The sequence below is a fragment of the Methylocella tundrae genome (assembly GCF_901905185.1).
In the GTDB taxonomy this organism is placed as follows: domain Bacteria; phylum Pseudomonadota; class Alphaproteobacteria; order Rhizobiales; family Beijerinckiaceae; genus Methylocapsa; species Methylocapsa tundrae.
The window spans coordinates 1-26,712 of the sequence record NZ_CABFMQ020000086.1 but is presented as its reverse complement, the minus strand read 5'-3'; the positions used below and the strand labels follow the sequence as shown (position 1 = coordinate 26,712).

The 26,712-nt window shown below is 63.8% G+C and carries 24 protein-coding genes, 1 tRNA gene and 2 pseudogenes; 15 read left to right on the top strand and 12 right to left on the bottom strand.

Annotated features, from left to right (window positions below):
• Positions 1-57 precede the first annotated feature (57 nt).
• The 3 genes from MPC4_RS12280 to MPC4_RS12270 all read left to right on the top strand — a co-directional run bounded on the left by MPC4_RS12280 (position 58) and on the right by MPC4_RS12270 (position 4,639).
• Positions 58-249, top strand: coding sequence for a hypothetical protein (locus MPC4_RS12280; RefSeq protein WP_174512764.1), 192 nt, complete (start codon positions 58-60; stop codon positions 247-249).
• 300 nt (positions 250-549) lie between these two features.
• Positions 550-2,913: a heavy metal translocating P-type ATPase gene (locus tag MPC4_RS12275; protein ID WP_174512763.1), complete on the top strand. Its 2,364-nt coding sequence runs from the start codon at positions 550-552 to the stop codon at positions 2,911-2,913.
• A gap of 511 nt (positions 2,914-3,424) precedes the next feature.
• Positions 3,425-4,639, top strand: a complete 1,215-nt coding sequence (locus MPC4_RS12270; protein ID WP_174512762.1) for an MFS transporter — start codon at positions 3,425-3,427, stop codon at positions 4,637-4,639.
• Positions 4,640-4,687: 48 nt separating this feature from the next.
• Here the strand turns inward: MPC4_RS12270 and MPC4_RS12265 are convergent, their stop codons facing one another.
• A complete protein-coding gene (locus MPC4_RS12265) occupies positions 4,688-5,020 on the bottom strand; it encodes a c-type cytochrome (protein ID WP_174512761.1) in 333 nt (110 codons plus the stop codon).
• Positions 5,021-5,793: 773 nt separating this feature from the next.
• Here MPC4_RS12265 and MPC4_RS12260 point away from each other — a divergent pair.
• From MPC4_RS12260 to MPC4_RS12245, 4 genes are all read left to right on the top strand, one after another.
• Complete coding sequence (locus MPC4_RS12260; RefSeq protein WP_134491689.1) at positions 5,794-6,015, top strand: hypothetical protein; 222 nt, start codon at positions 5,794-5,796, stop codon at positions 6,013-6,015.
• Positions 6,016-6,255: 240 nt separating this feature from the next.
• On the top strand, positions 6,256-7,506 hold the full coding sequence (locus MPC4_RS12255) for an argininosuccinate synthase (RefSeq protein ID WP_174512760.1): 1,251 nt from the start codon (positions 6,256-6,258) through the stop codon (positions 7,504-7,506).
• Positions 7,507-7,648: 142 nt separating this feature from the next.
• Positions 7,649-8,089, top strand: coding sequence for a hypothetical protein (locus MPC4_RS12250; protein ID WP_244628986.1), 441 nt, complete (start codon positions 7,649-7,651; stop codon positions 8,087-8,089).
• A gap of 247 nt (positions 8,090-8,336) precedes the next feature.
• Positions 8,337-8,852 (top strand): hypothetical protein, encoded by a 516-nt coding sequence (locus tag MPC4_RS12245; RefSeq protein WP_174512759.1) that lies wholly within the window; start codon positions 8,337-8,339, stop codon positions 8,850-8,852.
• Between the two features lie 140 nt (positions 8,853-8,992).
• On the opposite strand, the gene MPC4_RS12240 is transcribed toward MPC4_RS12245, so the two are convergent.
• The gene (locus MPC4_RS12240; RefSeq protein ID WP_134491693.1) at positions 8,993-9,190 is read right to left on the bottom strand and encodes a hypothetical protein; all 198 of its coding nucleotides are present in this window, start codon (positions 9,188-9,190) and stop codon (positions 8,993-8,995) included.
• A gap of 260 nt (positions 9,191-9,450) precedes the next feature.
• Between MPC4_RS12240 and MPC4_RS12235 the strand changes: the two genes are divergently transcribed.
• Positions 9,451-10,812, top strand: coding sequence for a chloride channel protein (locus MPC4_RS12235; protein ID WP_174512758.1), 1,362 nt, complete (start codon positions 9,451-9,453; stop codon positions 10,810-10,812).
• Between the two features lie 389 nt (positions 10,813-11,201).
• On the opposite strand, the gene MPC4_RS12230 is transcribed toward MPC4_RS12235, so the two are convergent.
• Positions 11,202-11,648 carry a BA14K family protein gene (locus MPC4_RS12230; protein ID WP_174512757.1) on the bottom strand — a complete coding sequence of 149 codons (447 nt, stop codon included), beginning with the start codon at positions 11,646-11,648 and terminating at the stop codon, positions 11,202-11,204.
• Positions 11,649-11,811: 163 nt separating this feature from the next.
• Positions 11,812-11,888, bottom strand: a tRNA-Arg gene (locus tag MPC4_RS12225).
• 331 nt (positions 11,889-12,219) lie between these two features.
• Between MPC4_RS12225 and ffh the strand changes: the two genes are divergently transcribed.
• Positions 12,220-13,839, top strand: coding sequence for a signal recognition particle protein (gene ffh, locus MPC4_RS12220; protein ID WP_174512756.1), 1,620 nt, complete (start codon positions 12,220-12,222; stop codon positions 13,837-13,839).
• Between the two features lie 65 nt (positions 13,840-13,904).
• Positions 13,905-14,270, top strand: a complete 366-nt coding sequence (rpsP, locus tag MPC4_RS12215; RefSeq protein ID WP_134491701.1) for a 30S ribosomal protein S16 — start codon at positions 13,905-13,907, stop codon at positions 14,268-14,270.
• Between the two features lie 256 nt (positions 14,271-14,526).
• Here rpsP and MPC4_RS12210 read toward each other — a convergent pair whose 3' ends face one another.
• Positions 14,527-15,459, bottom strand: a complete 933-nt coding sequence (locus MPC4_RS12210; protein WP_244628985.1) for a DUF2778 domain-containing protein — start codon at positions 15,457-15,459, stop codon at positions 14,527-14,529.
• A gap of 638 nt (positions 15,460-16,097) precedes the next feature.
• Between MPC4_RS12210 and MPC4_RS12205 the strand changes: the two genes are divergently transcribed.
• Together MPC4_RS12205 and MPC4_RS12200 are read left to right on the top strand one after the other, a co-directional pair.
• Positions 16,098-17,102: an asparaginase gene (locus MPC4_RS12205; RefSeq protein WP_244628984.1), complete on the top strand. Its 1,005-nt coding sequence runs from the start codon at positions 16,098-16,100 to the stop codon at positions 17,100-17,102.
• Positions 17,103-17,326: 224 nt separating this feature from the next.
• On the top strand, positions 17,327-18,628 hold the full coding sequence (locus MPC4_RS12200; RefSeq protein ID WP_210253640.1) for an alkaline phosphatase family protein: 1,302 nt from the start codon (positions 17,327-17,329) through the stop codon (positions 18,626-18,628).
• Positions 18,629-18,772: 144 nt separating this feature from the next.
• Here MPC4_RS12200 and MPC4_RS12195 read toward each other — a convergent pair whose 3' ends face one another.
• The gene (locus tag MPC4_RS12195) at positions 18,773-20,038 is read right to left on the bottom strand and encodes an SAM-dependent methyltransferase (RefSeq protein ID WP_174512753.1); all 1,266 of its coding nucleotides are present in this window, start codon (positions 20,036-20,038) and stop codon (positions 18,773-18,775) included.
• 388 nt (positions 20,039-20,426) lie between these two features.
• On the opposite strand from MPC4_RS12195, the pseudogene MPC4_RS21270 reads away from it, so the two are divergent.
• Positions 20,427-21,165 (top strand): annotated as a pseudogene (locus tag MPC4_RS21270) (replication initiator protein A); the annotation flags it as partial.
• An 18-nt stretch (positions 21,166-21,183) separates the two neighbouring features.
• Positions 21,184-21,744 (top strand): annotated as a pseudogene (locus MPC4_RS21265) (TetR/AcrR family transcriptional regulator); the annotation flags it as partial.
• Positions 21,745-21,888: 144 nt separating this feature from the next.
• Here MPC4_RS21265 and MPC4_RS12180 read toward each other — a convergent pair.
• Positions 21,889-22,737 carry a helix-turn-helix transcriptional regulator gene (locus MPC4_RS12180; protein ID WP_174512751.1) on the bottom strand — a complete coding sequence of 283 codons (849 nt, stop codon included), beginning with the start codon at positions 22,735-22,737 and terminating at the stop codon, positions 21,889-21,891.
• Between the two features lie 92 nt (positions 22,738-22,829).
• Here MPC4_RS12180 and MPC4_RS12175 point away from each other — a divergent pair, with 92 nt between their 5' ends.
• Positions 22,830-23,714: an SDR family oxidoreductase gene (locus tag MPC4_RS12175; RefSeq protein WP_174512750.1), complete on the top strand. Its 885-nt coding sequence runs from the start codon at positions 22,830-22,832 to the stop codon at positions 23,712-23,714.
• 31 nt (positions 23,715-23,745) lie between these two features.
• On the opposite strand, the gene MPC4_RS12170 is transcribed toward MPC4_RS12175, so the two are convergent.
• From MPC4_RS12170 to MPC4_RS20940, 5 genes are all read right to left on the bottom strand, one after another.
• The gene (locus MPC4_RS12170; RefSeq protein ID WP_174512749.1) at positions 23,746-24,972 is read right to left on the bottom strand and encodes an MFS transporter; all 1,227 of its coding nucleotides are present in this window, start codon (positions 24,970-24,972) and stop codon (positions 23,746-23,748) included.
• A complete protein-coding gene (locus MPC4_RS12165; protein ID WP_174512748.1) occupies positions 24,969-25,298 on the bottom strand; it encodes a hypothetical protein in 330 nt (109 codons plus the stop codon). The genes MPC4_RS12170 and MPC4_RS12165 overlap by 4 nt, the downstream gene beginning before the upstream one ends.
• 1 nt (position 25,299) lies before the next feature.
• The gene (locus MPC4_RS12160) at positions 25,300-25,863 is read right to left on the bottom strand and encodes an isochorismatase family protein (RefSeq protein ID WP_174512747.1); all 564 of its coding nucleotides are present in this window, start codon (positions 25,861-25,863) and stop codon (positions 25,300-25,302) included.
• A gap of 59 nt (positions 25,864-25,922) precedes the next feature.
• Positions 25,923-26,375 carry a MarR family winged helix-turn-helix transcriptional regulator gene (locus MPC4_RS12155; protein WP_174512746.1) on the bottom strand — a complete coding sequence of 151 codons (453 nt, stop codon included), beginning with the start codon at positions 26,373-26,375 and terminating at the stop codon, positions 25,923-25,925.
• 156 nt (positions 26,376-26,531) lie between these two features.
• On the bottom strand, positions 26,532-26,712 hold a 181-nt coding region (locus MPC4_RS20940), incomplete at its 5' end, for a hypothetical protein (RefSeq protein WP_210253639.1).

Sequence of the window (26,712 nt, the reverse complement as noted above, 5' to 3'; positions counted from 1 at the left end):
ATGTATGCTGGTCCTCCGCGTTTCGGTCGCGTTAAGCGGAGCATCATAGGAGGCACAATGTCTGACGCCGCAACCCTCGTCGAACTCGACGAACGCATCGCCGCGATCCGGGAGAATCTCCGCGAACTCATCGAACAGGCCGCGGGCTTTTCCGGAGCGGAGGACGAGACATTCACAGCCGACCGCATCGCTGAGCAGGAATCCCGGCTGGCCAGTCTCCTGAAGGAGCGGGAGGCGTTGGCCGGTTAGGCGTCGCGAGGATCAGCGGGAACCTGCTGCAACGGACGGCGTCGGCGATACCGGAGGCCTGCCAATGGCGGGGCATCCTGCCGGGCCGCCCCGCGCCGGGCAGCCCAACAGACCTTGAACGGTGCGCGAAGCCGGCCAAGGTGGGAGGAGCAGGCGGCATGGTTTTCTGACCGGGGCGGTCGCCGACCGGAGAATTCAACGCGAACCGGGCGCAATTGAGCGAGATCAACGACAGCCGTCAGCGTAAACCTATGTCGTCAGGCCCGGGTCGAGGCTTGAGAGCTCCAAAGAACCACTGAAATGTTCAATGAACGGCTGGCCCGACGCGCCCTCATAGCGATCGCATTGTTGGGGCTCGCCGGTGGGCTCGGCGCCGCCTTCTCTGGCCGCGCGGACCTTGCGCGCTGGATCTGGGCGGCGGGCGCGATTCCCGTGGCCGCGAGCCTCGCTGTCTCAATCATTCGGGACCTGATTTCCGGTCGAGCGGGCGTAGACGCCGTCGCCTTCGTGTCGATGACGGCGGCGCTCGCCCTCGGCGAGCCATTGGCCGCGGCGGTCGTCGCGGTCATGTATGCGGGCGGAGGGGCGCTCGAGGATTTCGCCGTTGGGCGCGCCGAGCGGGAGCTTAAGTCGCTGGTCGACCGCGCGCCTCGCATTGCGCATCGCAGGGTGGAGGATTCTTTCGAGGACACGCCGATCGACGAGGTGTCGATCGGCGACACGCTCCTCGTGCGCGCCGGCGAGATTGTCCCCGTCGATGGCTTGATCACCAGTTCCGGCGCGTCGCTTGACGAGTCGGCCCTTACCGGCGAGCCGATGCCGGTCTCACGCCGTGCCGGCGAAGCAGCGCGCAGCGGCACGGTCAACGCTGGCGAAACCTTCGAGATGAAGGCTTCGGCGACTGCGGGCGAAAGCACATACGCCGCGATCATCGGTCTCGTCACCGCGGCGCAAACAGCCAAGGCGCCCTTCATCCGGATGGCGGATCGCTACGCTTTGCTTCTGCTGCCAGTTGCGCTCGCGCTGGCCGGCGCCGCCTGGGGCTTTTCGCACGATCCCATTCGCGGCCTCGCCGTGCTCGTCGCGGCGACGCCGTGTCCCCTGATCCTCGCCGCGCCCGTCGCCTTTATCGCCGGAACCTCGCGCGCTGCGCGCCGCGGCATTCTCATCAAGGGGGGCGGACCGCTGGAGGCGCTGGCGCGCGCGCATACGGTGATGTTCGACAAAACCGGCACCTTGACGGTCGGCGGCGCGCGGCTGGTCTCGATCGAGGCCGCGCCGGGCGCGGATTCCGATGAGGCGCTCCGGCTGGCCGCTTCTCTCGAGCAGGCGTCGCATCATATCGTGGCGGGCGCCATCGTATCCGCCGCTCTGGATAAAGGTCTTTCCCTGCAAATCCCGGCCGAGGTCCGCGAGACGATGGGATCGGGACTCGAGGGCGTGGTCGACGGGCGAAAGATTTGCGTCGGCTCGCATCAGCTCGTCTCTGGCGGAAGCCGCCCCGAGGCTTGGGCGGTTCGCGCGCTGCGGCGGGCGTCCTGGCGCTCCGCCCTCAGCGTGTTCGTTTCCGTGGACGGGCGCATCGCCGCCGCTTTGCTGCTTGCGGATGAGCTTCGGCCCGAGACGCCGCGCGCGGTCCTGGCCTTGCGCGCCGCCGGCGTATCGAGGATCGTCATGGTGACGGGCGACCGCGCGGACTCCGCGGAGACGATCGGCGCGGCGCTCGACCTCGACGCGGTCCTCGCTGATCGGGCGCCGGCCGACAAGGTCGAGGCTGTCGCGACCGAGCAGCGGCTGAACCCGACCGTGATGGTCGGCGACGGCATCAATGACGCTCCGGCGCTGGCGGCGGCGGACGTCGGCATCGCCATGGGCGCGCGCGGCGCGAGCGCGTCGTCGGAGGCGGCGGATGTCGTCATCCTGATCGACCGGCTGGACCGCGTTTCCGACGCGGTCTCCATCGCGCGGCGCACCCGCGCCATCGCCGTGCAAAGCATCATCGTCGGAATGGGGCTTTCCGGATTGGCCATGGCGGCGGCGGCGATCGGCTGGCTCACCCCGGTCGCCGGGGCGTTGACGCAGGAGGCCATCGACGTCGCAGTGATCCTCAACGCGCTGCGGGCGCTCGGCGAGGGGCGCGGACCCGAGCGCGCCGCGATGCCGGCCGCCGCCGCGCGGGCTCTGCGGCAGGACCACGAAGACCTCAAAATGCGCCTCGATCGCCTGCGCCAGATCGCGGACGCCCTTGACGACGCCGCGGGCGAGGCGGCTGTCAACCTGATTATCGAGGCCAATCGCATTGTCGACGACGACATCGTTCCCCACGAGCGCGACGACGAAGGCTCTGTCTATCCGCAGCTCGCAAGCGTCTTCTCCAACAAGCACGGCCTGTCCGCGATGAGCCGCGCCCATCGCGAGATCCTCCATCAGGCAAGGCTTTTGGGACGGCTGGCGGATGGACTCCATGCGGACGAATCCGACCGGTACATCGTGCGGGACGCGCAGCGCATCATCGACTCGATCGACTCCCTCGTGCGGCTGCACAATGCGCAGGAGGAGGACATCTATCAGAACGTCGTCGCCAATTGGGACACTGAGGTTCAAGCGCAGGGGCGCGGCAAATCCGGCGCGGCCGGCAAGGGAAACGTCGCAGCGCGCGGCTAGAGCATGATGCCGAAAAGCTGCAGACTTTTCGGGCCCACATCATGCGTTAAAACAAGGGCTTAAAGAGCGGAATGCGATTCCGCTTGAACGCATTCCGCTCTCGGCGTCCCGAAGCCGCCGGACTGAAGGCGCGCAGCGGCCAGCGCCAGGACCGGTTCTCCTCAGCGGAAAACGACGCTCCGGCCGTTGTCGTCATCCGGTGTTCGAAGCTGGCCGCGAAAACAAGACGCCGCAGGGGGAGCGTCTCCTCTGGGAGACGGGGAGCGGTCTTGGCCTTGCAATCGCTGGAGACGTGCTTGAAGCCTGCGGCGGACGCTTCGCCTGGAAGAGAGTTCGCTCGGCGGTCTGCGCGCTGTCGTGCGATTGCCGTCGCCGCCGGCCATCGCTCACCCGCTGGTGGAAACCATCCGCGGGCCGCTATAAGGAGATCGCGGCGGGATCCGCCGCCGGGGGCCGCGCGCTGGCGGAAGCGGCCGGGACTAGAGATGCACAAACAACCGGCAACCAAACGATGACCGTTGACGCTTCAGGGCCGCAGAGAGGATGGCGCGCGCTTCCCGCCGGGATTTGGGCGCTCGGCTTCGTCAGCCTGTTCATGGACATCTCCTCCGAGATGATCCACGCGTTGCTGCCCGTCTATATGGTCACGGTGCTTGGAACTTCGGTCCTGACCGTCGGCTTCATTGAAGGCGTCGCCGAAGCGACGGCGTCGATCACCAAGATATTCTCCGGCGCCCTCAGCGACTGGCTCGGCCGGCGCAAACTCCTCGCTGGCGTCGGCTATGGTCTGGCGGCTTTCACAAAGCCGATTTTTCCGCTGGCCGCTACGGTGCAGTGGCTCATCGCGGCGCGGTTCATTGATCGAGTGGGCAAAGGCATTCGCGGAGCCCCGCGCGACGCTCTGGTCGCGGACATCAGTCCAGCGCATTTACGCGGCGCGAGTTTTGGCCTGCGCCAGTCGCTCGACACGATCGGCGGGTTTTTGGGCCCCATCGGCGCAATGGTTCTGATGTGGCTGACCGCGGATCATTTCAAAGCGGTTTTCTGGATCGCCGTCATTCCGGCATTTATATCATTTGGCCTGCTCCTCGTCGCCGTGCGCGAGCCTAATCGTCCAGCGAATCTACGCCGCGTCCGCATGCCGCTGAGAAGGGCCGAACTCGCCCGGCTCGGGACGGATTATTGGCGGGTCGTCGCCGTTGCGACCGTCTTCACCTTCGCCCGTTTCAGCGAGGCGTTCCTGGTGCTGCGCGCCCAGTCGACCGGCCTGCCGCTTATGCTCGTTCCGGCGGTCATGGTCGTGATGAGCGTCGCCTATGCGGCCTCCGCCTATCCCGCCGGAGTGCTGTCGGACCGCGTCGATCGATATGCAGTGTTGACCATCGGCCTTATCTTCCTGCTGGCGGCTGACGTCACGCTCGCCTTCTCGTCCGGCGTCGCCGGCGTTGGGATCGGCGCGTTTTTGTGGGGACTGCACATGGGCTTTACGCAGGGCCTGCTCGCGACTTTGGTCGCCGACACCGCCGCCCCCGAATTGCGCGGAACCGCTTTCGGCATGTTCAATCTGGTCACAGGGCTGGCGTTGCTGGTCGCTAGCCTCGTCGCCGGCGCGCTATGGGATGTATTTGGCCCCGAAGGCACATTCCTGGCCGGCGCGGGATTTACTCTCCTGACCCTGGCCGGGTTGCTATTTGTTCGCAAGCGGCCGGGCAGGGCCGCACAGTAAACCGGCTTATGGCCGTCCCCCCGCCAAGGCGCAACCGCGCGCTGTCGCTCAGCGAGCGAGCGTGCGGATATAGGCGACGAGGTCGCCGATTTCGTTGCGCGACAAATTCATGTCCGGCATTTTGGGATGCGGGTAGCTCAGAAAAGCCTTGAGGGTTTTTGGCGTCAGCTTGTCGTCGGCGATCGACGAGAAGCTCGGCGCGTCCGAATTGCCTTTCGTCTGATCGCTCGAGACCACATGACAGGAGGCGCACCAGCGCTTGGCGATGATCTTGCCCTTGGCGGCGTCGTCGGCGCGGGCGCCGAGCGGCAGGGCGATCAACGCGACACAAGCGAGCGCCGCGCCAAGCTGGCGTCGAGCAAACGGAAAGGATTGAGACATTTTGCTGCTCACGTTACGCCAAAGCTTTTGCATATAATCACCATTTGCTGGAACAATAAAGTCTCGGCGCGAGCGCCCCTTGTAAACCGCCAGGAGGCTGCGGCTTCGATAAAAACGCGCGTCAAACACCATAGCGAATGGGAAGCGCCCTGAGCTTGAGCCGGATCAAGGGCGCGAACTAAACGATCAGGCTGCGTCCGAAGCGCCCGAGGGCGCTTCGACGCGCGGATAGGCCTGGTTGAAACTTCCGCGGCCGCGCGATCGTAAATTGATCGTGGACGGATCTCCCCCGGTCCGGACACAGGGCGGGCCTTTCCCGCAGGAACCGGACCGTTTCGCCACCCCCTTGAAGCCGCCCCGATCTCCTTCAAGGCCCAACGATCGTGCTTCCGGTAGTTCTTTGCTGAACTGCCCCCGCCGTCCGATACGCAAGGGCGCGCGGGGGTTCTGCCTGAAAAGGCGACGCCGCGACGGCCGCTGCTGAGCGGAATGCGCAATCACTTTAGTGTTTTCCAAGACGGCTCTATCGAGATCGCATTCGCCCGTCACAACGGCGACGCGGTAGAGCGCGGGGCGTGCAGAACCTTTTACCCAAACGGGCCATGTAAATCTCTCGCATTCAGGTGACAAGCTTAATTCGTTCTTCATTCATATCATTTCATAAGAACAACGATAGGTTGTACTTGCAATATTGCGCTGAATCATGAATGACAATATTCGACATTAAGTCATTCTTTTGGGCGTCACTTGTTTTGATAGTACGGAGCTTCATTATGTCTTCCGGCCGGACTCTCCGTGAAAAGATTGTCGCGAAACTTACTGAGCTTCAGCATCTTTATGAAGCGGGCCAGATTAGCCACGATTCTGACCAATATTTAGATTTGGTCGCTCTCCGGGAACTGCAGCGAATTATGGCGCAGCTTAAGTATTGGACCTTTTTTGCCGACGGTGAAAATTCACCGGAAATGGCGCTGACGAGTCAAACCTTGCATTAGGCGCCGGGCCATAAGCAATGCTGTCGCGGCTTCACGGCCTGATCATCGCCGAAGCGTTCGCGCAGATCACGCCGGCGCCCGCCGAACGGGCCATCCATAATACGTCTCGCGGTTCCGTCGGCCCGTGCGGGCGGCTCGTCCGAGCCATCGTTCGGCTTCCCGCCCTTGCGCCAAAAGGCTCCGCAACTATAGTCGCGCGGCATCGTTCCCGCCTTGCAAGCGCCACCTGAGAGTTCCAAAATGCCGCAGCAAAGATCAGACGTTAAGAAAATCGTCCTCGCCTATTCGGGAGGGCTCGACACGTCGATCATTCTGAAGTGGCTGGAGACAACCTACGGCTGCGAAGTCGTGACCTTCACTGCCGATCTCGGCCAGGGCGAGGAGATTTCCCCCGCGCGGGACAAGGCCATTTTGCTCGGCGTAAAACCGGAAAACATTTTTATCGAGGATCTGCGCGAAGAATTCGTGCGCGACTACGTTTTTCCGATGTTTCGCGCCAACGCCCAATATGAGGGGCTTTATCTGCTCGGAACCTCTATCGCGCGGCCTCTGATCGCGAAAAAGCAGATCGAGATCGCGCAAAAGACCGGAGCCGACGCGGTGGCGCATGGCGCGACCGGCAAAGGCAACGATCAGGTGCGCTTCGAATTGTCCTATTACGCGCTGGAGCCGGACATCAAGGTGATCGCGCCCTGGCGCGAGTGGGATCTGACGTCGCGCACCGCCCTCATCGCATTTGCCGAAGCGAACCAGATCCCGATCGCCAAGGACAAGCGCGGCGACGCCCCCTTTTCCGTCGACGCCAATCTGCTGCACGCCTCCTCGGAAGGAAAAGTGCTGGAAGATCCGGCGCAGGAAGTGCCGGACTATGTCTATTCGCGCACGATCAATCCGGAAGACGCGCCCGACAAGCCGACCTATATCGAGATCGACTTTGAAAAAGGCGACCCGGTCGCCATCGATGGTCAGCCGATGTCGCCGGCGACCCTTCTGACCCGCTTGAACGAACTCGCCCGCGCCAATGGCATCGGCCGCCTCGATCTCGTCGAGAATCGCTTCGTCGGCATGAAATCGCGCGGCATGTATGAAACGCCGGGCGGCACGATCCTTTATTTCGCCCATCGCGGCATCGAGTCGATCACGCTCGATCGCGGCGCGGCGCATCTCAAGGACGAGCTGATGCCGAAATACGCCGAATTGATCTACAACGGCTTCTGGTTTTCGCCGGAGCGCGAGATGCTGCAGGCGCTGATCGACAAAAGCCAGGAGTTCGTGGCGGGCCGCGTGCGCGTGAAACTCTATAAGGGTTCGGCCGCCGTGGTTGGCCGCTCGAGCCCCTATTCGCTTTACGATCAGGACCTTGTGACTTTCGAGGAAGGCGCCGTCGCCTATGATCATCGCGACGCGGCCGGCTTCATCAAGCTCAATGCGCTGCGGCTGCGAACGCTGGGCAAGAGAGCGCGGAAAATTGCCGGAAAAGGCAAAATCTGACGCGAGGGCGTTGGAAAATCATTGGCTTTTAAGCTTCGCCGCCGAACCGATCATTTTCCATTCATCTTCAATGCGGCATATAGAGACGCGCGCAAAGCGCTGGGGGCGGGCTGTTTGGACAATGAAGCTTGAAGGAAAGCAAATGCAGCCTTGGAAGACGATGGTCACCGCGGTCGCGCTGATGGCGAGCGTCGCCGCGAGCGGGGTGGCCGAGGCGGCGGCGGCTCCGATCGCCAATCTCGGCGCGATCGCTTACGGCGATAGCGTCCTGCCGCTCGACGAAGCTCAATTTGTCTGGGGCGGACGCCGTTATTGCTGGTATCCCGGCGGGTGGAGAGGACCCGGCTGGTATTGGTGCGGCTACGCTTGGCGGCGCGGCTTTGGCTGGGGTGGCGGCGCGGGCTGGCGCGGCTGGCGCGCGCCTCCTCGCCATATCCACCACCGGCCAGTTGTGAGGCCGGGCGGCGGCCATGCCGTTAGACCGGGTGGAAGGCCAGGTGGCGGCCAGATGGTCCGGCCCGGCGGCGGGCACGGCGGCGGGCGCCCGGGTGGAGGCGGATCGGGCGGTGGTCGTCGCGGCTAAGCTCCGCTCGACTTGGCGCCGTCCGCCTCAAAAATGAGGCGTTCGCGTCGGCGAAATAGGCGCGGCGCTTAAGGCGCCACGCTTCCAAAAACGAGGGTTTTGATCGGCCGCCACGACGAATCGCTCAAAAATTGATTGAACATGGTTCATATTTCTTCGTTTCCGCGCATGATCCCGCACCGGGCGACCGGGTTTTTCGAAGATCCAAGCAGGTCTGCGTCGGGGACGGAACATCAAGGAGAGGCAAATGCGTCGATTGATGAGCATGACGGCCGCTGTTGCGCTGGCCGCGGGCGCGGCGGCAAGCGGGAGCGCCGTGGCGGCGCCGGCGTTCAACGGCCTTGGCGCTATCGCCCAAAGGGATGGCTCTTTGCCGCTTGAGCATGTTCAGTATTTTTGGGGTGGCCGCAACTATTGCTGGTACCCCAATGGCTGGAGAGGCCCGGGCTGGTACTGGTGCGGTTATGCCTTCAGGCCGGGCTATGGCTGGGGCGGCGGCTATGGCTGGCGTGGCTGGGGCGTTCCCGGCGGCTGGGGCGGTGGCGGTTATGGCTGGCGCGGCGGCGGCTATGGCTGGCGCGGCGGCGGCTGGCGCGGCGGCGGCTGGCATGGCGGCGGCTGGCACGGCGGCGGCGGCGGCTGGCACGGCGGCGGTGGCGGCTGGCACGGCGGCGGTGGCGGCTGGCACGGCGGCGGGTTCCACGGCGGCGGCCATGGCGGCGGCTTCCACGGCGGGGGAGGCCATGGCGGCGGTCGGCGCTAGGGCATGACGCCGAAGAGCCAGCGTTTTTAGGCCGACATCAGGCGGTAAAACAAAGCCTTGCGGAGCGGAATGCGATTCTGCCTGAACGCATTCCGCGCTGGGTCGTGGCGACGATTTCAGAGCTGGCGACATTCGAGCCTTCACCACCGCCGACGCCATCTCCAGCGGCGACGCCAGCCCCAATGGCGCCGCCACCACGCCTTCTCGACGTCTTGATCGCCCGTCTGCCGCGCATGGTCGGGTGGCGCGACCCCTGTCAGCGCGTGCGCCGCTCCCGCGGCGATGGCGAGAAACCCGGCCGATAGCAGGCCGGATGTCACAAATGCCCGTCGATTCATGGCGTCACTCTCCATTGAGGCGGCCAAAAAAATAGGTCTCGCTTGAGCGAATGTGGCAGCATTATGGCGAGCGCCAAGGGTGTCAAATCACAAATTTCATTTGTCGATACCCAATAGCGCCCGGCCCGATCTTGGCCGGGGTGGAACGCCGTGGCGCGACATTCCAGTGTCGACTTGGCCTGTCTTGACGGTAAGCGCGTAAGCGGTTTCCTTGGACTGCGTGGTCCAGCGCCGTCACTTCATCGGTAACATTTCAGACAATGCGGCAAAATAGCGGAGGGCCTCCCGAACACAGCCCAGCCGGGACGGATGGCCGCATACCCGCCACCTTGAGGCATCCCGGGGCGGCGACCTTCTGGACCGCCGTCATCCTGACCGGCATTGGCGCCGGACTCAGTGCGGCGGCGCTGATAACGCTGCTATCGGCTGTCCAGCATCTGGCGTGGCCGCCAAACCTGGACCTTCTTGACGCGGCGACGAGGACTGACCCTTGGCGGCGCGTTATGATTCTGCTGGGCGCCGGGCTTCTGACCGGCGTCGGTCAGATGGTTCTCGTGAAATTGACCGGCGGCAACGGCATTGAAATCACCACGGCGCTCTGGTTCTCCGCCGGCCGGCTCCCTGTTTTGCGCACCATGGGCAGCGCCGTCCTGTCGGAAGCGATTGTCGGGCTCGGCGCGTCGCTCGGACGGGAGGGCGCACCGAAGCAGGCTGGCGCGGCGATCGCAAATGTCCTGGCGGACCGGGGCGGCTTCTCTGATGAGCAGCGCAGGCTCCTCGTCGCATGCGGCGCGGGCGCTGGAATGGCGGCCGCCTATGATGTTCCCCTGGGCGGCGCTTTATTCGCCATTGAAGTGCTCCGCGGCGTCCTGGCCCTGCGTCTCGTGCTGCCGGCGCTGGCGGCCTCGGTGGTCGCCGCCATGGTGTCATGGGTCGCCCTTCCCGACGCGCCTACCTATATCATTCCAGCCTACCGCAGCGGCTCGTCGATTATCTGCTGGGCGCTGATTGCGGGACCGATCGCGGGGGTCGTGTCGGTCGGTTTTGTGCGGATGATCGCGCTGGCCGATCGCGCCAGGCCGAAGGGCTGGTTGCGCCTGGTCGTCCCATCTTTCGTGTTGGCGCTGCTTGGAGCGGCTTCGATCTGGTTCCCACAGCTGTTGGGCAACGGCAAGGACCTTGCGCAACTTACCTTCAATGGCGAAGTGGCGCCGCCGCTGCTTCTGGCGTTGCTGTTGTTGAAACCGATTGCAACCGCCATGTGTCTGGGCAGCGGCGCGCCCGGCGGCCTGTTTACGCCTTCACTCACGCTCGGCGCGCTTCTGGGCGCCGTTCTGGGCCATCTCTCAACATGGTTGTTTCCCGGCGTGCCGTCGGGGCTCTGCGCGCTGATCGGCGCGGGCGCGGTGATCGCCGCCACCACTCAAGGCCCGATCTCGGCGGTGGTTTTGATGATCGAGCTAACCGGCCATGATCGCACGTTCATTGCGCCGCTGTTGGTGGCGGCGATCACCGCGACGATCGTCTCGCGAACGATCGACTCGCGCTCTATTTACGACGCGCGCCTGACCGATGAAGAGCTCGCGGAACGGGAGAAGCTTCGTGAGCCGGCGTCAATTTAGACCAGCAGATTTCATAACGATCGAACGGAGAGAACAAGCGGCGCGAGCCGCGCGTCCGATCGTGTTGAGTTCGACCGACAAAATATAGCCGACGAGCCGTCCCTACTCGAGCACAGATCTTTTATTCCGCCAACCCGGTCGCCGGCGCCGTCTTGAATGCTAAGTCCGATCAGATTGTAGGTCGCCGCATCGACTGGCGGCTGGCGCTGTGCGCGGTGTTAACCGACATCCCGATACCGCGCCCTGCGGCGCGGCATGATGAAATTCCTTGACATGGCGCGTCGTGCTGTGCGCGCCGGTATGGCTGGGGACCGCCGGAGCCCGTTGATCTTATCGAGGCGCGGGCCGGTGAGGGTGAGGGCCGCGCGCAAATGGCGCGCCCCCCTTTTTTACTGACAAACGTAGCGGTTGCCGTCATAGGCGAGATAGGTCCCGCTCGACGGATCAAAGGACCTGTATTTTCGAGCGCAATAAGAAACCCAGTTCGGATCGCCAACGCGAGCCGAAGCCGCCGCAGCGGAATTTGCCGCCGAGCCGGCGATCATAGCTCCCGTCGCCAGGCCTAAAATACCGCCAGCAATTGCAGCACCCGCCGCATTGCCGCCATTGTAGTAACCGCCGCCGCCGTAGTAGCGCCTGCCGCCGCCGTAGTAGCGCCCGCCGCCCCCATGCCAGCCGCCATTGTGACCGCCGCCATGCCAGCCGCCCGCATGACCACCCCCGCCATGCCAGCCGCCGCGTCCGCCTCCATGCCCGCCGCCACGCGCCGATGCGTCGCCTGGAGTCAGCATCGCAGAGCAGAGTAACGCCGCCGTCACGACTATTGATTTCCGCATTGGGCTCTCCTTCATTTTGTAGAGGCCGATTGCCCGGCAATAATGGCGTCCGCCGCGCCAGCTATCGGCGCGGGAGCCGAACATTGATGACCACTCGCGCCGCGTCGATACGGTTTGCGGGGGTGGAGTGCGATCGTATGGCGAATAAGCTATTGAAAACATTTGGCGTCCCGGAAGGGATTCGAACCCCTGACCTACGGTTTAGGAAACCGTTGCTCTATCCTGCTGAGCTACCGGGACGCGAGAGCCATGCTTTTCGATTTTACGGGTTTCGATCTATCATGTTCTGCCGCGCCGGCAAATGGCGGGAACGGCGCTATTTTCTGATTTCCTTGACTTTGGCGCCCTGACGCGCAAAGAAGCGGTTTCGGCCTTCAAAAAAGGTTCGAATGCGCGAGCCGACTTGGCCTTGGGGCCGAGCGGTGAACGTCCGGCAGCGCTTGGCGCCCCCGGGCGCGATGCGCGTTGGGTGTTTTGTGATTATAGACGGAAAATCGCTCATTTTCGGGCGTTGATCGACAGGCCGCCGCGGGAAATGGTTTCGCGCGGCGCTCATGATGGGACAAAACGCATGTTCGAAGGGCTTTCGGAAAAGCTCTCTGGCATATTCGACGCCCTGACCCGTCGCGGCTCGCTCTCGGAGGAGGACGTCAACGTCGCCTTGCGCGAGGTCCGCCGCGCCCTGCTCGAAGCCGACGTGGCGCTCGACGTCGTGCGGTCCTTCGTCGACAAGGTGCGTTCGCGCGCGGTCGGCGCCAATGTCATCAAATCGGTGACGCCCGGCCAGATGGTCGTCAAGATCGTCAATGACGTCCTCATCGAGACGCTGGGGGCGGAAGCCGAGCCGATCAATCTCGACGCCGCCCCGCCAGTCGCGATCATGGTGATCGGCCTGCAGGGCGCCGGCAAGACGACGACGACGGCGAAGATAGCCAAGCGCCTCAGCGAGCGCATGAAGCGCAAGGTGCTGATGGCCTCGCTCGACGTCAAGCGGCCGGCGGCGCAGGAGCAGCTCGCCGTCCTCGGCCGCCAGATTGGCGTCGAAACGCTGCCGGTCATCGCCGGCCAGACCCCCGTGCAGATCGCGGTCAGGGCTGAGCAGGCGGCGCGCCTGCAAGGCTTTGACGTCGTCCTGCTCGACACCGCCGGGCGCACCCATATCGACGAAGCCCTGATGCAGGAGATGGCCGAGATCAAGGCGGCTTCAAAGCCGCATGAGATCCTGCTCGTCGCCGACAGCCTCACCGGCCAGGATGCGGTCAATCTCGCCAAAAGCTTCGACGGTCGCGTCGGCATCACCGGCATCGTGCTGACGCGCGTTGATGGCGATGGACGCGGTGGCGCTGCGCTCTCCATGCGCGCCGTCACCGGCAAGCCGATCAAGCTTCTCGGCGCTGGCGAAAAAATGGACGCGCTGGAGGACTTCCATCCCTCGCGCATCGCCAATCGCATCCTTGGCATGGGCGACATCGTTTCGCTCGTCGAGAAAGCCGCCGAGTCGATCGACGCTGAAAAGGCCCAGCGCATCGCCGATCGCATGCGCAAGGGCAAGTTCGATCTCGAGGACCTCTCCGAGCAGCTGGCGCAGGTCGAGAAGATCGGCGGCCTTGGCGGCATCATGGGCATGCTGCCCGGCATGGCCAAAATCAAGGATCAGCTCGCCGCCGCCAACCTCGACGACCGCATCATAAAGCGCCAGCGCGCCATTATCTCGTCGATGACACGGCAGGAGCGGCGCAACCCCGATATCCTTAAAGCCTCGCGCAAGAAGCGCATCGCGTCAGGCTCCGGTGTGAAGGTCGAAGACGTCAACAAGCTTTTGAAGCAGCACCGCCAGATGGCCGATATGATGAAATCGCTTGGCGGCGCCAAGCGCGGCGGCGGCGCGCTCGGCAAAATGGCCTCGATGTTCGGCATGCCTGGCGCCGGCATGGGCGGGATGCCGCAGCCGAGCCCCGAACAGATCGCCGCCTTGCAGAAGCAATTGGGGCCGATGCCCGGTGGTCCGGCGCCAAAGCCGGTCGCCGCGCCAAAGCCGCTGGCCCCGCCGCCGGCGGGCGTCTCCGCCGCGCCAAAGCTGCCGGGTCTTGGCGGCGGCGCGGGCGGGGGGCTTGGCGCGCAGCCGGGCAAGCTGCCCGGCCTCGGCGGAGGTCTCCTGAGCGGGCTCAATCCGTTCGGAAAAAAGAAGTAACGCCTGCGAATTTCATCCTGAATGTCTGACGCCGAAGCGATCGGCAAAATTGGAGAACACCTCATATGTCCCTGAAAATTCGTCTATCGCGCGGCGGCGCCAAGAAGCGCCCCTTCTATCGCGTCGTGGTCGCCGACTCGCGGATGCCGCGCGATGGCCGTTTCATTGAGCGTCTCGGTATTTTTGATCCGCTGAAGGCGAAGGATTCCGCCGATCGCGTCGTGCTCGACGCCGAGAAGGCGAAGGCCTGGATCGCCAAGGGCGCCCAGCCGACAGACCGCGTCGCGCGCCTGCTCGATGGTCTCGGCGTGATCGCGCGCGAGGCGCGAACGAATCCGACCAAGGCGCAGCCGAAGAAGAAGGCGCAGGAACGCGCCGCCGCGACGGCCGCCGCCGCCGAAAAGGCCGCCGCTGCTTCCGCCGAAGCGTGATCGGCTTGAGAGCGCGCGAAAGGGCTTCTTTTCGCGCGCTCCAAAGGCCGGTTTGCGCCCATTCCAGCCGTCGCAGCGGCGACAGCGCGATAGTCGTCGTCCGCCATTATTGAGTTGGCGGGGCGAGCCGGGTTGATGGTCGGCGCAAGTTTCCGCGCCGCGCTCTCACCCTCCTCGACGCGAGACAAACCGCTCTCATTCAAGCGGTTAAAGCATTTTCGGATGCAGAACCTCCGTCCGCTTTGCTGAAAATGCCCTAGTTTAGACGAGCGACGACGACGAGACGTCTGACTTCGCCGTTTTGAAACGCCTGCAAGAATGCATTGTAGTTCCTGAAGGACACGCATCCGTTGGAATCGCCCCTCGGGCCGAGCATGTAAGTGTGCGCGAGGAGACCTGTCCGTCCATAGACGTCGCCGCCGCCGACGGGTTTCAGGCGCAACGCCTGCACCCCGTGGAAAAGCTGCTCCCGTGGCGCGAGCTCGTAGACATTTGGAGGCGTCGCCCCGCGATTGCGCTCGTTGACGTAATGTGGATTGTCCAACCTGTCGCCCAGCCCCGAGTGCGCCTCCAGCCTCGTTCCATTGGGCATGTAGACGGTATGAGCGGCGACGTCGTAAATGGCCGTCCAGCGATCGTAGCGGGGCAAGGCGCCGGTGGTGACTTTTGGCGCGTCGCTCACAACGTCATCCTCTGGCGCAGCGTAGGCGAGGACAGTCCGGGGCGTTTGCGGCATGCCAAACAGCTTCTCGAAGAAATTGCGATTATCAGAAGAAGCGCTCGGGGAAGCGTTCCGTCTGTTCTGCTGCGCTAACTGGCGGCCTGCTATGCCTGGAATACGGATCGGGCCACGGCTCGCGGGCGCTCCCAGTTCGGCGGGACGCGGCGCCGGCAAAGGCGCGCTCTCGCCGATTTGGAGATCTGCTGGCGGCGGCGTCGGCATGACGTCGTCCGGCTCTGCGAGCGCGGCGGATTGCGCCGGCGCAACGGACCCGAGGTCAGATTGAAGTGGAAAACTTTGCGACAGCAAAACCGGCGGTGAGCCGGAGGAAAAACCGGGGTCGAACAGCGCGCCATAGGCATCCGAGGCGACGTTTGCCGGGGGCGCCGCCGCGGCGGCCTCCGCCACTGGCGACGCCGCGGGCGCTTTAGCCGCGTTGGGGGCTGGGTCGGGACGCGTGTATAGCATCAAGGCGCCTACCAAGGCGCTCAAAGCGAGGATGGCCGCGCCTGGAACCGTGTGGGAAAAAATCTTCCGGGATAAACGACCGCGATTCAATGGAATGAAATCAAGTGGTCTGTCGAACGCCTGTGTCATTCGTCCCACTCTCGCAATGAAATCATGGCACTTGCCTTTTGAATCAACCAACGTCCTCCGCGCGCCAGAAGGCGCGATCAACCACAAGAGCCGCGCAGGGAGCGCCTCACCGGTCCTCTGAAGGTCCAGACACAGAGCTTCGCAGCATTGCTGGAGTTACATTGAGGCGATTTTTAGTTAATTGCCGATTAAAGCCTTCATTTTCGATGTCGCGCATGGTCGGGCGCAGAGCGGGTGGATATAGGCGAAACGAGCTGTAGCGTTTGAAAAAGGCCAGCATGAGGCGCAACACGGCCGGCGAATTTCAGCAGCGAGGAAAAATCAGCCGGACTTTTGAAGCGAGGCATGACGCCATCGGGATGATAAGGCCGCTCTCGTTCTGAACATCCGCGCGTGGAGACCCGCGCGGATGTTCGCTCCGGCGCGGCGGGCTTGGTGGAATTGTCATGAATGACGGCTGTCCGGCGCGGGCGGCCTCGATTATAAGGCCCCGTAAGGAGGCGCTTTCATTGAATGTTTCTCGGCGTCCGCGCCTCATCATCTTGTCGACGGGCGGCACGATCGCCATGACCGCGCAGGCGGCGAGCGGGGGCGCCGCTCCCGAAGGCGCGGCGCTTCGCCTCGGGGCCGCGGCGCTCGTCGCCGCCTTGCCGCAGCTTCAGGACGTCGCCGACATTTTTGCGCGGGATGTTTTAGCCAAGCCCAGCGCCAGCCTCACGCTGCCGGATCTCGCGGAAATCGCCAAAGCCGCCGCGGAGGCCGCGACATCGGCCGATGGCGTGCTCATCACGCATGGCACGGATACGCTGGAGGAGACCGCCTTCGCGCTTTCTGTTCTCGTGCAGGTCGATGTTCCGATCGTCCTGACGGCGGCGATGCGCCGGCCTGATCAGCCAGGCGCGGATGGCGCCGCCAATTTACTCGCCGCCGCGCGCGTGGCGGTTTCCGGGTCGGCGCGGAAAAAAGGCGTTCTCGTTGTGATCGACGATGAGATTCACGCGGGGCCGCTGATCCGCAAGACCCATAGTTTTCGCACGCATGCCTTTTCGTCGCTGCCTTTCGGTCCGATCGGCTACGTCGCTGAAGATCGCGTGCGCTTTGCGCTTTCGCCGGCCGTAGCCCCGCCGCTTTTGACCTTTGGCGCCGGCGCGCCGATCGTGCCCATCCTCGAAGCTGGGCCGGGCTTCGAGCGCGAGAGCCTCAAAGCTCTTGGCGCCGGCGCGATCGAAGGGCTGGTGCTGAGCCTGCCCGGAGCAGGGCATGTCGCGGCGGCGGCGGCGGCGGATCTCGGGCTTCTCGCCGAACGTATCCCTGTCGTCTTCGCAAGCCGCACGGGCGCCGGCGAGACGTTGCGCGCCTCTTATGGCTATGCGGGCGGAGAGATTGATCTGATCGCCCGCGGGTTGATCCCCGCCCAGAGCCTCGACGCTCGCAAGGCGCGGATCGCCTTGCAGATCTTATTGTCCGGCGGCGCGCGCCAGCCTGACGTCAGAGCAATGTTCCAGAGCTTTTGACGCCCTGCGCAATCTTGCCCGAGAGCTGGGAGTCCATCGCGGAATCGCCAGCGCAATAAATGGCGCCAACCAGAGCCGTCAGTCTCGCTTTGCCAATCTGAATCGGCTTGAAACGGACGGCGAATAGGGCCGCCGGTGGAAAAATCAGGCGTGAGCGCCACAAAAGGTTCGTGCAAGTTCGGTACGAAGCTGGCCTTTCCAATAGAGCACGGGGGATAAAGGCTATGAAAAGACGCGCTGCGGGGCTCGCCCTGTTGATGTCATGCGTTGCCAACGGCGGGTTCGCCGCCGAGGGGGTCACTCCGACAGGCATTCCGCATCTGGACCATGTGTATGTGATCATGATGGAAAATCATGGCTACAGCCAAATTCTGAATAATCCGAATGCGCCCTTCACCAACAAGCTGGCGCTCGCTGCGAATTATGCGACCAATTATTTCGCTGTTGGTCATCCAAGCTTCACGAACTACCTGGAGGTCGTCGGCGGCTCGAACTTCGGCGTGCAAAGCGATAATGCGCCAAACTGGCACAACACGACTTGCACGGCCAACCTCGCCTCGCACGTGACGGCGACCGACAATCCGCCATCGCCGACAATTTGCCCGATTGCAGGCGAAGGAGTCGATGCGGCTACGCCCGTCATCGACACGACAAATGAGACTCAGGGACTGCCGGGCGACATCAACATCGACGGACATCTCTCATTCCCGGCGGCCAGCCACACATTCGGCAAGACGATCGCCGACCAGCTCGTCGCGCGGCGGCTCACCTGGAAAAGCTATCAGGAGAATCTGCCTGCGAGCGGCGCCGATCAGGTCAACACGAGCGACGGCGTTTTCACCAACAACACGGATTTCAGCAAGATTCTGCCGACGCTCAATCCTCCGCTGACGTCAAGCAACATGGTTGCTCTCTATGCGGTGAAGCACAATCCCTTCGCCTACTTCAAGAATGTTCAAGAGGGATATGATCCAAACAACAGTCTGCAGAACATGGCCGGCTTCGACGGCGCAAGGGGTCTGTTTGCTGACCTTGGCGCAGGCGCTTCGCCGAACTTCTCGTTCATCGCGCCCAATCAATGCAACGACCAGCATGGCCAAGGCAACGCCGGCGCGTTGTGCAATTATGACCCGAGCGACGTCGGCCTCCAGTCCGGCCTGAACCCGGCTCTGATCCAGCGCGGGGACGTTGCGTTACAAACACTCGTCACGGCCATCCACCAGTCGCCCGCCTGGAGGCGGGGCAACAATGCGATCGTGATCGTGTGGGATGAAAACGACTATAGCACGGCGCCGAACACCAACCAGGTTCTCCTGATTGTCGACACCAACTACGGGGCCGCAGGCGTCAAGAGCTCGCGCTTCTATACGCATTTCTCTTTGCTTAAAACGCTTGAGGCGGGCTTCGGGCTTCCCTGTCTGAATCATGCCTGCGACTCGAACGCGGCGGTGATGTCGGATCTGTTCGCCGCTGGTCATAATCGCGGCCACGACCACGATCACGACCACGATCACGACCGCTATTGAGCCGAACGTCAGGCTTAAGGGCGGCGCGCGCCTTGGCGTGACACCGGAAAGTTGCAGAGTTCTCGGGTCGCGTCATGCAACAAAACAAAGGCCGAAGTGCAGGATGCGATTCCGTCGAATGCATCCTGCACCAGGCGCGCGCCGCTATTCGCCGGCCTCCGACAAGGTGGACGCAGCTTCGCGGCGGCGCAGATCCGCTTCCGCGCGTGTGATGTAGTCGCGCGTTAGCGGCACGGCGTCGAGCCTCTTTGCGAGCTGGACCTGAAAAACGACAAGGCCTTCATATCGGAAGGCGGCTTCCGACCCCGCGAGGTAAAGCTCCCACATGCGGCAGAAGCGTTCATCATAGATCGCTTTTGCCTGTTCGCGCCGCGCCAGAAAGCGCTCCCGCCAGGCTTTGAGTGTTTCGGCATAATGGAGCCGTAAAACTTCAAGGTCCGTGACGACGAGAGAGCTTTGCTCGATCGCCGGCAGGATTTCGGAAAGCGAGGGGATATACCCCCCTGGGAAAATATATTTGCCGATCCATGGATTGGTCGCGGCGGGGCCCGGCGCGCGGCCGATCGTGTGCACCAGGGCGACGCCATCCTCATTGAGAAGCTGCGCGATCTTGCGGAAATACGCGTCGTAATTGGCAATGCCCACATGCTCGAACATGCCGACCGAAACGACGCGGTCGAAGCGCCCCTCGACCTCGCGATAATCCAGCATGCGGAAATCGGCCGCCAGGGGACCGAGAGCCGCGGCGCGCCGCCGGCTCACTTCGAACTGCGCCTTGGAGAGTGTGAGGCCCGTGACGCTGGCGCCGCAAAAACGCGCGAGGTAATTGGCAAGCCCGCCGAAGCCGCTGCCGATGTCGAGGACGCTCGCGCCGGGGCCGGCGACGAGCTTTGCCGCGATGTGCCGTTTTTTTGCAAGCTGCGCATCTTCGAGACTTTCGCCGTCGCTCTCGAAATAGGCGCAGGAATACTGCATGTCGCCGTCCAGAAAGAGCTCGTAGACGCGAACGTCGAGATCGTAATGATGCGCGACGTTTCGCCTCGCGCGCAGGGCGTCGTTCGCCCGGGCGAGCCGGCGCAGAGCCGCGCGCGCTTCCTGCAGAAGGCGGACCCAGCCAAACCCGCCGGGCGAAGGGCCAGGGTCCGCGCGCATCAGATTTTCCGAGGCGAGCGCCACCACATCGTAGAGTGAGCCCTCGATCACCTCGACGCGGCCGTCCATGAAGAGTTCGCCGAAGCGCAATTCAGGATCGATCATGAAGAGGATTTGCGCGTTGCGATCGTTGAACCGCACCGCCAACTTTTTGCCCGAACCGTCGCCGACGGTGAAGCGGCGTCCGTTCGCGGCGACAACATCGAGCGTCCCGAATTTGATCAGACCAGCAAAAAAAGCGCCAAATATCTTGTCCATTCGTCTGACCCGGGTTCACGTGGATCCGATCGAGCCCGCACGATGAGCCGACCCGCCATTCGAGACCGCATAGCAAAACGTGCGCCGTAACGACCGCCGAGCTTTGGCTTGAGTGACAGGCGCGCCTCTAGTGTTAATACAATCAGCGCGATAGCAAAAAAGTTCCGGTCCCGCCTGTCAAAATCACGCAGCCAGAATTTGGCTCCCTCCGTCTGCTCGATCCAGGGGCCGAGCATGTCGAGGCGCGCAACGCCGGCCGGGCAGATGCGGCCGGCCCGGCTCCGGTCGCCGCTCACAATCGTCGCTGAGCGATCGCGTGCCGATGTCCGCACACCGCGACCCTGCCGAGCGCCAGTAGCTCGACCTGTTTCGCGCCTTGCCTGGCCGCATGGCGCCGCGCGACGCGCAGGGCCTGTTGTTCTGGCCGTTCTTCAGCCTGTCCAAGTCGCGACGCATCCAGCCGATCGATTTCCGGACGATCGAGGTGACAATCCGAGTCGAGGCGACGCAAGAACACGGCATGGCGACCATCTGGGACGCCGACGTGCTGATCTGGGCCGCTTCCCAGATCGTCGAGGCGCCATGGCCTGATGACCTCCCGCCTGATGACGGCGACGCCCTATGAAATCCTCGCCTTCATCGGGCGTGGGGACTCGCTTCGCGACGATGATCGCCTGAAGGCCGCATTGGACCGGCTGCAGGCCACGACGATCGCGACCTCCATCCGCCAGCCGACCGGGCGTCGCCGGCGCCGCTTCTCCTGGATCAACGAATGGAAGGAGCGGCTCGACGCCAATGGCCGCCCACGTGGGATCGAATTGATCCTGCCGGAGGTTCTACGTCGGCGTCATGAACGACGCCTTCGTGCTCACCATCGACCGCGCCTATTTCGATCTGACGGGCGGATTGGAGCGCTGGCTCTATCGCCTGGCGCGCAAGGCGGCCGTCAATAGAAGGGCTGGAGCTTCGACCTCCCGCATCTGCGTCTCAAATCCGGCGGCTTGTCTTCTCTGCGGCGCTTCGCCTTCGAAATGCACGGAATTGTCAGCCGCCAACCGCTCCCCGGCTATCGGCTCGGCCTCGAAGCTGATGCCGACGGGACACCGCGCCTCAGCTTCGCACCCAGCGATGAGGGCAAAGCCGCTGCCGTCCGCAAGCCGCGAGCCGATGCGGAGCGCAACCGCATTCGCTTGCTCGAAACGGCGAAGGCCGCTTTCGCCGAAAAGGGATCCGGCGCCAGCCTTGATGAGATCGCCCGGATCGCCGGCGTCGGGGCGGGGACGCTCTACCGCCATTTCCCCACCCGCGATGCGCTGGTCGCGGCGGTCTATCGCAACGAGACCGAGCAGCTTGTCGCCGCCGCCGGCCGCCTCGCGGAGACGCAGCCTCCAGTGACGGCGCTACGTGAATGGCTGCTGCTGTTCGTGGACTACATCGCCGCCAAGCACGGGATGTACGAACTGCTCAATTCGATTGTTGGCGGGACGTCCGATCTGTAGTCGGCGTCCACGGCACAGGTGAAGCAGTCGATCGCGAAGCTGGTCGATGGCGCGGTCGCGAGCGGCGACATTCGCCTGGAGCTTGATCCGCTCGACCTGCTGCGCGCGATCGCCGGAGTCGCCAACATAGGCTTGGGGGCCGATGGCGAGCAGGCGGCCAAGCGTCTGGTCGACATATTGATCGCGGGCGTCCGGACCCGGACGTGAGACGTCTCAGCACAGATCGCCGCGGCGATAACCGGGAGCGCAAGCGCATCCGCCATAAGCCCTGCGAGTCCCGCCCTGAACCCGGCGGCGTCAGGATCGAGGGTCGTGGCGAGGCCCGGCATTCAGGCGCATCGACAACGAGGATCATGATTGTTCGCCTGCAGGCGCCGAACCGATCAACGAACTGATCTTCTCTGCGTCCGCCGGCGTCGCCGGATTATAGACCACCATGCCGAGATCCGGTCTGCCGTCGACGGCGAACGCTGAATATTCGAAAGCGATCGGGCCCAGAACCGGATGCCGTATGTGCTTGACTCCCTCGCCATGGCTGTGGACGTCATTGTCGCGCCACATCGCTTTGAACTCGGGACTGAGCCGGCAGAGCTCGTCGACGAGAGGCTGCACTTCCGCCGCCGCCCCCGCACGCGCCGCGTCCACCCTGAACGCGCCCACCACGAACCGCGCCACGCTTTCCCAGTCATATTGCGCGGCGCGGACGCGCGGATCGAGGAATATGAAGCGCAGGACATTGCGCTGCTCCGGCGGCAGCGATCCATAGTCGGTCAGAATCACGGTCGCCGCCCGGTTCCAGGCGACGACGTCCCATGTGGCGGTTCGGATGAGGGCGGGGCTCGGCTCCAGCGCGTCGAGCACGCGTTGCAGTCGTGGCGTGACGCCTTCGTTCTTCTGGTAGCGCGCCTCGGGCGGGCGGCCGAGGCCGAGCAGGAAGAGATGCTCGCGCTCGACTTCCGTCAGCATCAAGGCGCGGGCGATCCGGTCGAGCACGTCGGCCGACGCCGCGCCGCCGCGCCCCTGCTCCAGCCATGTGTACCAGGTCGGGCTGATGTTGGCGCGCTGCGCCACTTCCTCGCGGCGCAGCCCAGGCGTGCGGCGACGCTCCGGCGGAAAGCCGAACGCGGCCGGATCGAGCTTGGCGCGGCGGTCCTTCAGATAGGACCCAAGCCGATTCTCGTTCGTGACGTGCTCGTCCATCCTGTTAGTCATCTTACTATGATAAGGTCACTACTTTACCAGAATAGACCACAGGCAGATATCTGTCTCCAACGAAATCTGGAGACCTGCTCATGCGTGTGTTTGTCACCGGCGCCACCGGTTTCATCGGCTTGCCCGTCGTCAAGGAACTGATCGCCGCCGGACATGAAGTCCTTGGCATGGCCCGTTCGGACGAAGGGGCAAAATCCTTGGCCGCCATTGGCGCGGATGTCCTTCGCGGCTCGCTTGAAGACCTTGATAGCTTGCGTCAGGGGGCAACCGCTTCGGAGGCCGTCATTCACCTGGCCTTCATCCATGACTGGTCAAATTTTGTAGAGAGTTGTGAAGTCGATCGCCGCGCCATTGAAGCCTTGGGCTCCGTTCTGGCTGGCTCCGACAGGCCCCTCGTCGTTACAGGGGGATTGGCGGGATTAGCCGGGCCCGGTCAGGTTGCGATCGAAGATGACGTGATACCGTCTGATTTTCCATTCCCCCGTGTTTCGGAACAGACGGCTCTATCGCTGAAGGGCGTCCGCGCCTCGGTCATGCGTCTTCCCCAGGTCCACGACCCGGTCAAACAAGGTCTCATCACCCCCGCGATCGAGGTGTACCGCGAAAAGGGAGTGTGCGCCTATGTCGGCGACGGACTCAACCGCTGGCCGGCGGCCTATGTTCTCGATGTCGCGCGTCTCTACAGGCTGGCGATCGAAAAGGCTGAGCCGAACGCAAAATATCACGCGGTCGCGGAAGAGGGCGTCTCGATGCGCGACATCGCCGAAGCCATTGGCCGGCGCCTGAAGCTGCCGGTCAAATCCATCGCCCCGGAAGAGGCGCAGGCCTTTTTTGGCTGGCTCGGCATGTTTGCGGCATTCGACATGCCCACGTCCAGCGCGCAGACGCGGAAACAGCTCGGATGGGAACCGACTGGACCCGGGTTGATCGCCGATCTCGAACAGCTGCACGTATCGGATAGCTGACGTTCGCGAGGACAATCCGAGGCAGGCAAGATCAAACCGAAGGCCGTGGTCTCGGGCGGGCCATGGCGAAAACGGCCACGATCGCCGCAGCAAACCCAGACGCCGCGCCGACGCCGAGCGCCCAGCGCGGCCCGTAATTGTTGGCCACCCAACCGACGATCGGCGCTCCGATCGGGGTGCCCCCGAGCGCGACGCCGACGCGCAGCGCCATCACCCGCCCGCGCATGGCGGGCTCTGTCGAAAGCTGCATCAGGCTGTTCGTCGTGTTGGTGACGGTCAGCGCGGCCACGCCGATGACGATGAGCGCGCCGGCGAACAACCAATAGTTCGGCGCAATGGCGGCCAGCGTGCAGCCGAGCCCGAAGACGCCGGCGCCGGCCGGCAGCAAGCCGAACCGCGGCTTGCTGCGGTTGGCGCCCAATAGCGCGCCGGCCACCGTGCCGATGGCCATGATCGACGACAACAGGCCATATCCGCGGGCGTCGGCATGGAAAACGCTGACGGCCATGGTCGAGATGAAGATCGGAAAGTTCAGGCCGAACGTTCCGATCAGGAACAGCATGACTAAAACTGCCTTGAGGTCCGGGCGGCCCCACACGTAGCGGAATCCCTCGGTGAAACTTCCCTTGGCGCGGTGGGCCCTGGCGTTCGGACGAAGTTCGGCGAGGCGCAGGAACGCGAGGGAGATCAGCACCGCAACGAAAGAGGCGCCATTGATCAGGAAAGCCCAGCCCGTGCCGATCGCGGCGATGATCACGCCGGCGAGCGCCGGGCCGATCATCCGCGCGGCGTTGAACGAGGTCGAGTTGAGCGCCACAGCATTATGCAGGTCTTCATCGCCGACCAACTCCGCGACGAAGGTCTGACGCACCGGCGCATCGAACGCCGCCGCGCTGCCGAACAAAAAGGCGAAGATGTAGACATGCCAGAGCTGGACGACGCCTGTGACGGTGAGAAGCCCCAGCATCAGAGCGAGAGCGCCCATCGTCGCCTGCGTGGCGATCAGGAGCTTACGCTGATTGAAATGGTCGGCGGCGAAGCCCGTCCATGGCAACAGGAGGAACTGTGGACCGAACTGCAGCGCCATGACCAGCCCGACGGCCGAAGCGTCGTGATGGGTGAGCTGGGTGAACACCAGCCAGTCCTGGGCCGTCCGCTGCACCCAGGTGCCGACGTTGGAGACGAACGCGCCGACCGCCCAGACTTGATAGTTGAAACCTCGCAGCGATCGGAAGACGCCCCAAACAGGAGCCTTCATGGATGCTCCGGCAGGTTGCCGCCATGGAAGCGGCCAAAGTGCCGGGCGGAAAAAAGCGCGATCAGGAGCGCGCCAGCGCCGAATGCGGCGACGTCGCCCGTGTTCCGCAACCCAAAATCGCCGACGCGACAGACGAGCAGATAGCCGATGACGATGTTGAAAAAGCCCCAGAGGACGTTGACGGTCGATGAGGAAAGACCCTCCCCCGGCGGCTTGGCGAAGGGGCTCTGAAACGGCCTGCCCATCATGCCGCTGACCAAGTGGGGTATGGCGTTCGCGAGGAAGACGCCGCCAAGGAAATAGGAGAGGAGAGCAAGCCACGGCATCTCAGGCGCTCCTTGGCGGCAGGAGATCGATGATCTCTCGGCTCGTCCCGGTTTCGCCAAGCCTTGGGAAGACATTCTTGATGCTGTAATCGTGAGTCTCGGGATGCCTGTCGGTCATGGCGTCGGTGGCGAGGGTGACGTTGAATCCTTGCTCATAGGCTTGTCGCGCCGTCGCCTCGACGCCGGTTCCGGTGGCCACGCCCGCGATCACCACCTGGGTGACGCCCCGTGCTTTCAACTGGGCCTCGAGATCGGTGCTCGCGAAGGCGCCCCAGGTCCACTTGGTCACCACGATGTCGCTGGGTTGTTGATTCAGCTCCGGGATGAAGTCGGTCCACCCTTCCGGACGGGATCCCGTTTGACGCGGCTGTTCCGTCCGGCCTGGCGCGCCGCCAGCGACGTTGACGAGCACGACCGGCAGGCCGCGCTCGCGGAAGGCGTCGGCCAGCGCGCGAGCCCGCGCGATGACGTCGCCAATGGGATGGATGGCGGGAAGGCCGATGACGCCCTTCTGCAGGTCGACGATGATCAGGGCTGTTTTTGGATCGAGCGTGGTGAGCGCCATGGAATCTCCTCTTGAAAGTCACGACGGGTTCGATCTGGCGTGAGCCCCACAAAACGCCCTCAGTCGTCGACGAGCCGCTTGAGCAGCTCGACAGAAGCCGCGAGTTCGTCTTGTTCCGGCGGCGAAAGCCGCGCCTGGATGGTGCGGGTCAGCCAATCCTGTCGCGCCGCGCGTCCCTCCTTAACCCATCGCCGGCAGGCGTCCGTCAGCGAGAGGAGGGTCTGCCGTCTGTCCGTCGGGTCCGGCGCGCCGCTCACCAGGCCTGCAGCATCCAGAACGGCGATGACTGCGGCCATCGATTGCGGCCGCATTCCGTCGGCCCGCGCAAGGCTCGAAGCCGTCGCGGGGCCGTCCTTTTCGAGGCGTAGCAGCACGGACACCTGGGATGGCGTCAGGTCGCCGACATGCGCCTGCTCGCGCAAGCGGCGTTTCAGCTTGCCCAGCAAGGCGCGGAGGTCCTGCGCCAGGGCTGAGGCGCGTATGGCTTGGTGATTGTCCGGCGCGAGTTCCATGTCGGACTACATATCAGATAGACAGTTAAACTGTAAAGCCTATCTGTGTAGTCTGTCTGGCTATCCTGAATTGCCGGAGGACGCTATTGGCCGCGCCGCGGTCGAGCATGAAGCTCGCCGCTGTGACGCGCGCCCAAATCCGCGACTTACGCCCCTTCAAGTATTTTTTCGCGCCAGCTCGACCGGGTAGGAACGGGTATCCAGACGGCTTGCGCCGATTGCGCTGCTCGTCGATAATTTCCCATGCGTCATAGCCAGCAGCGGCGAACAGCGGAATGCGCTGGTGATTGCCCTTCTTGTTGCGGATCCTTCCGGTCCCGAATCAGCAGCATTCGAG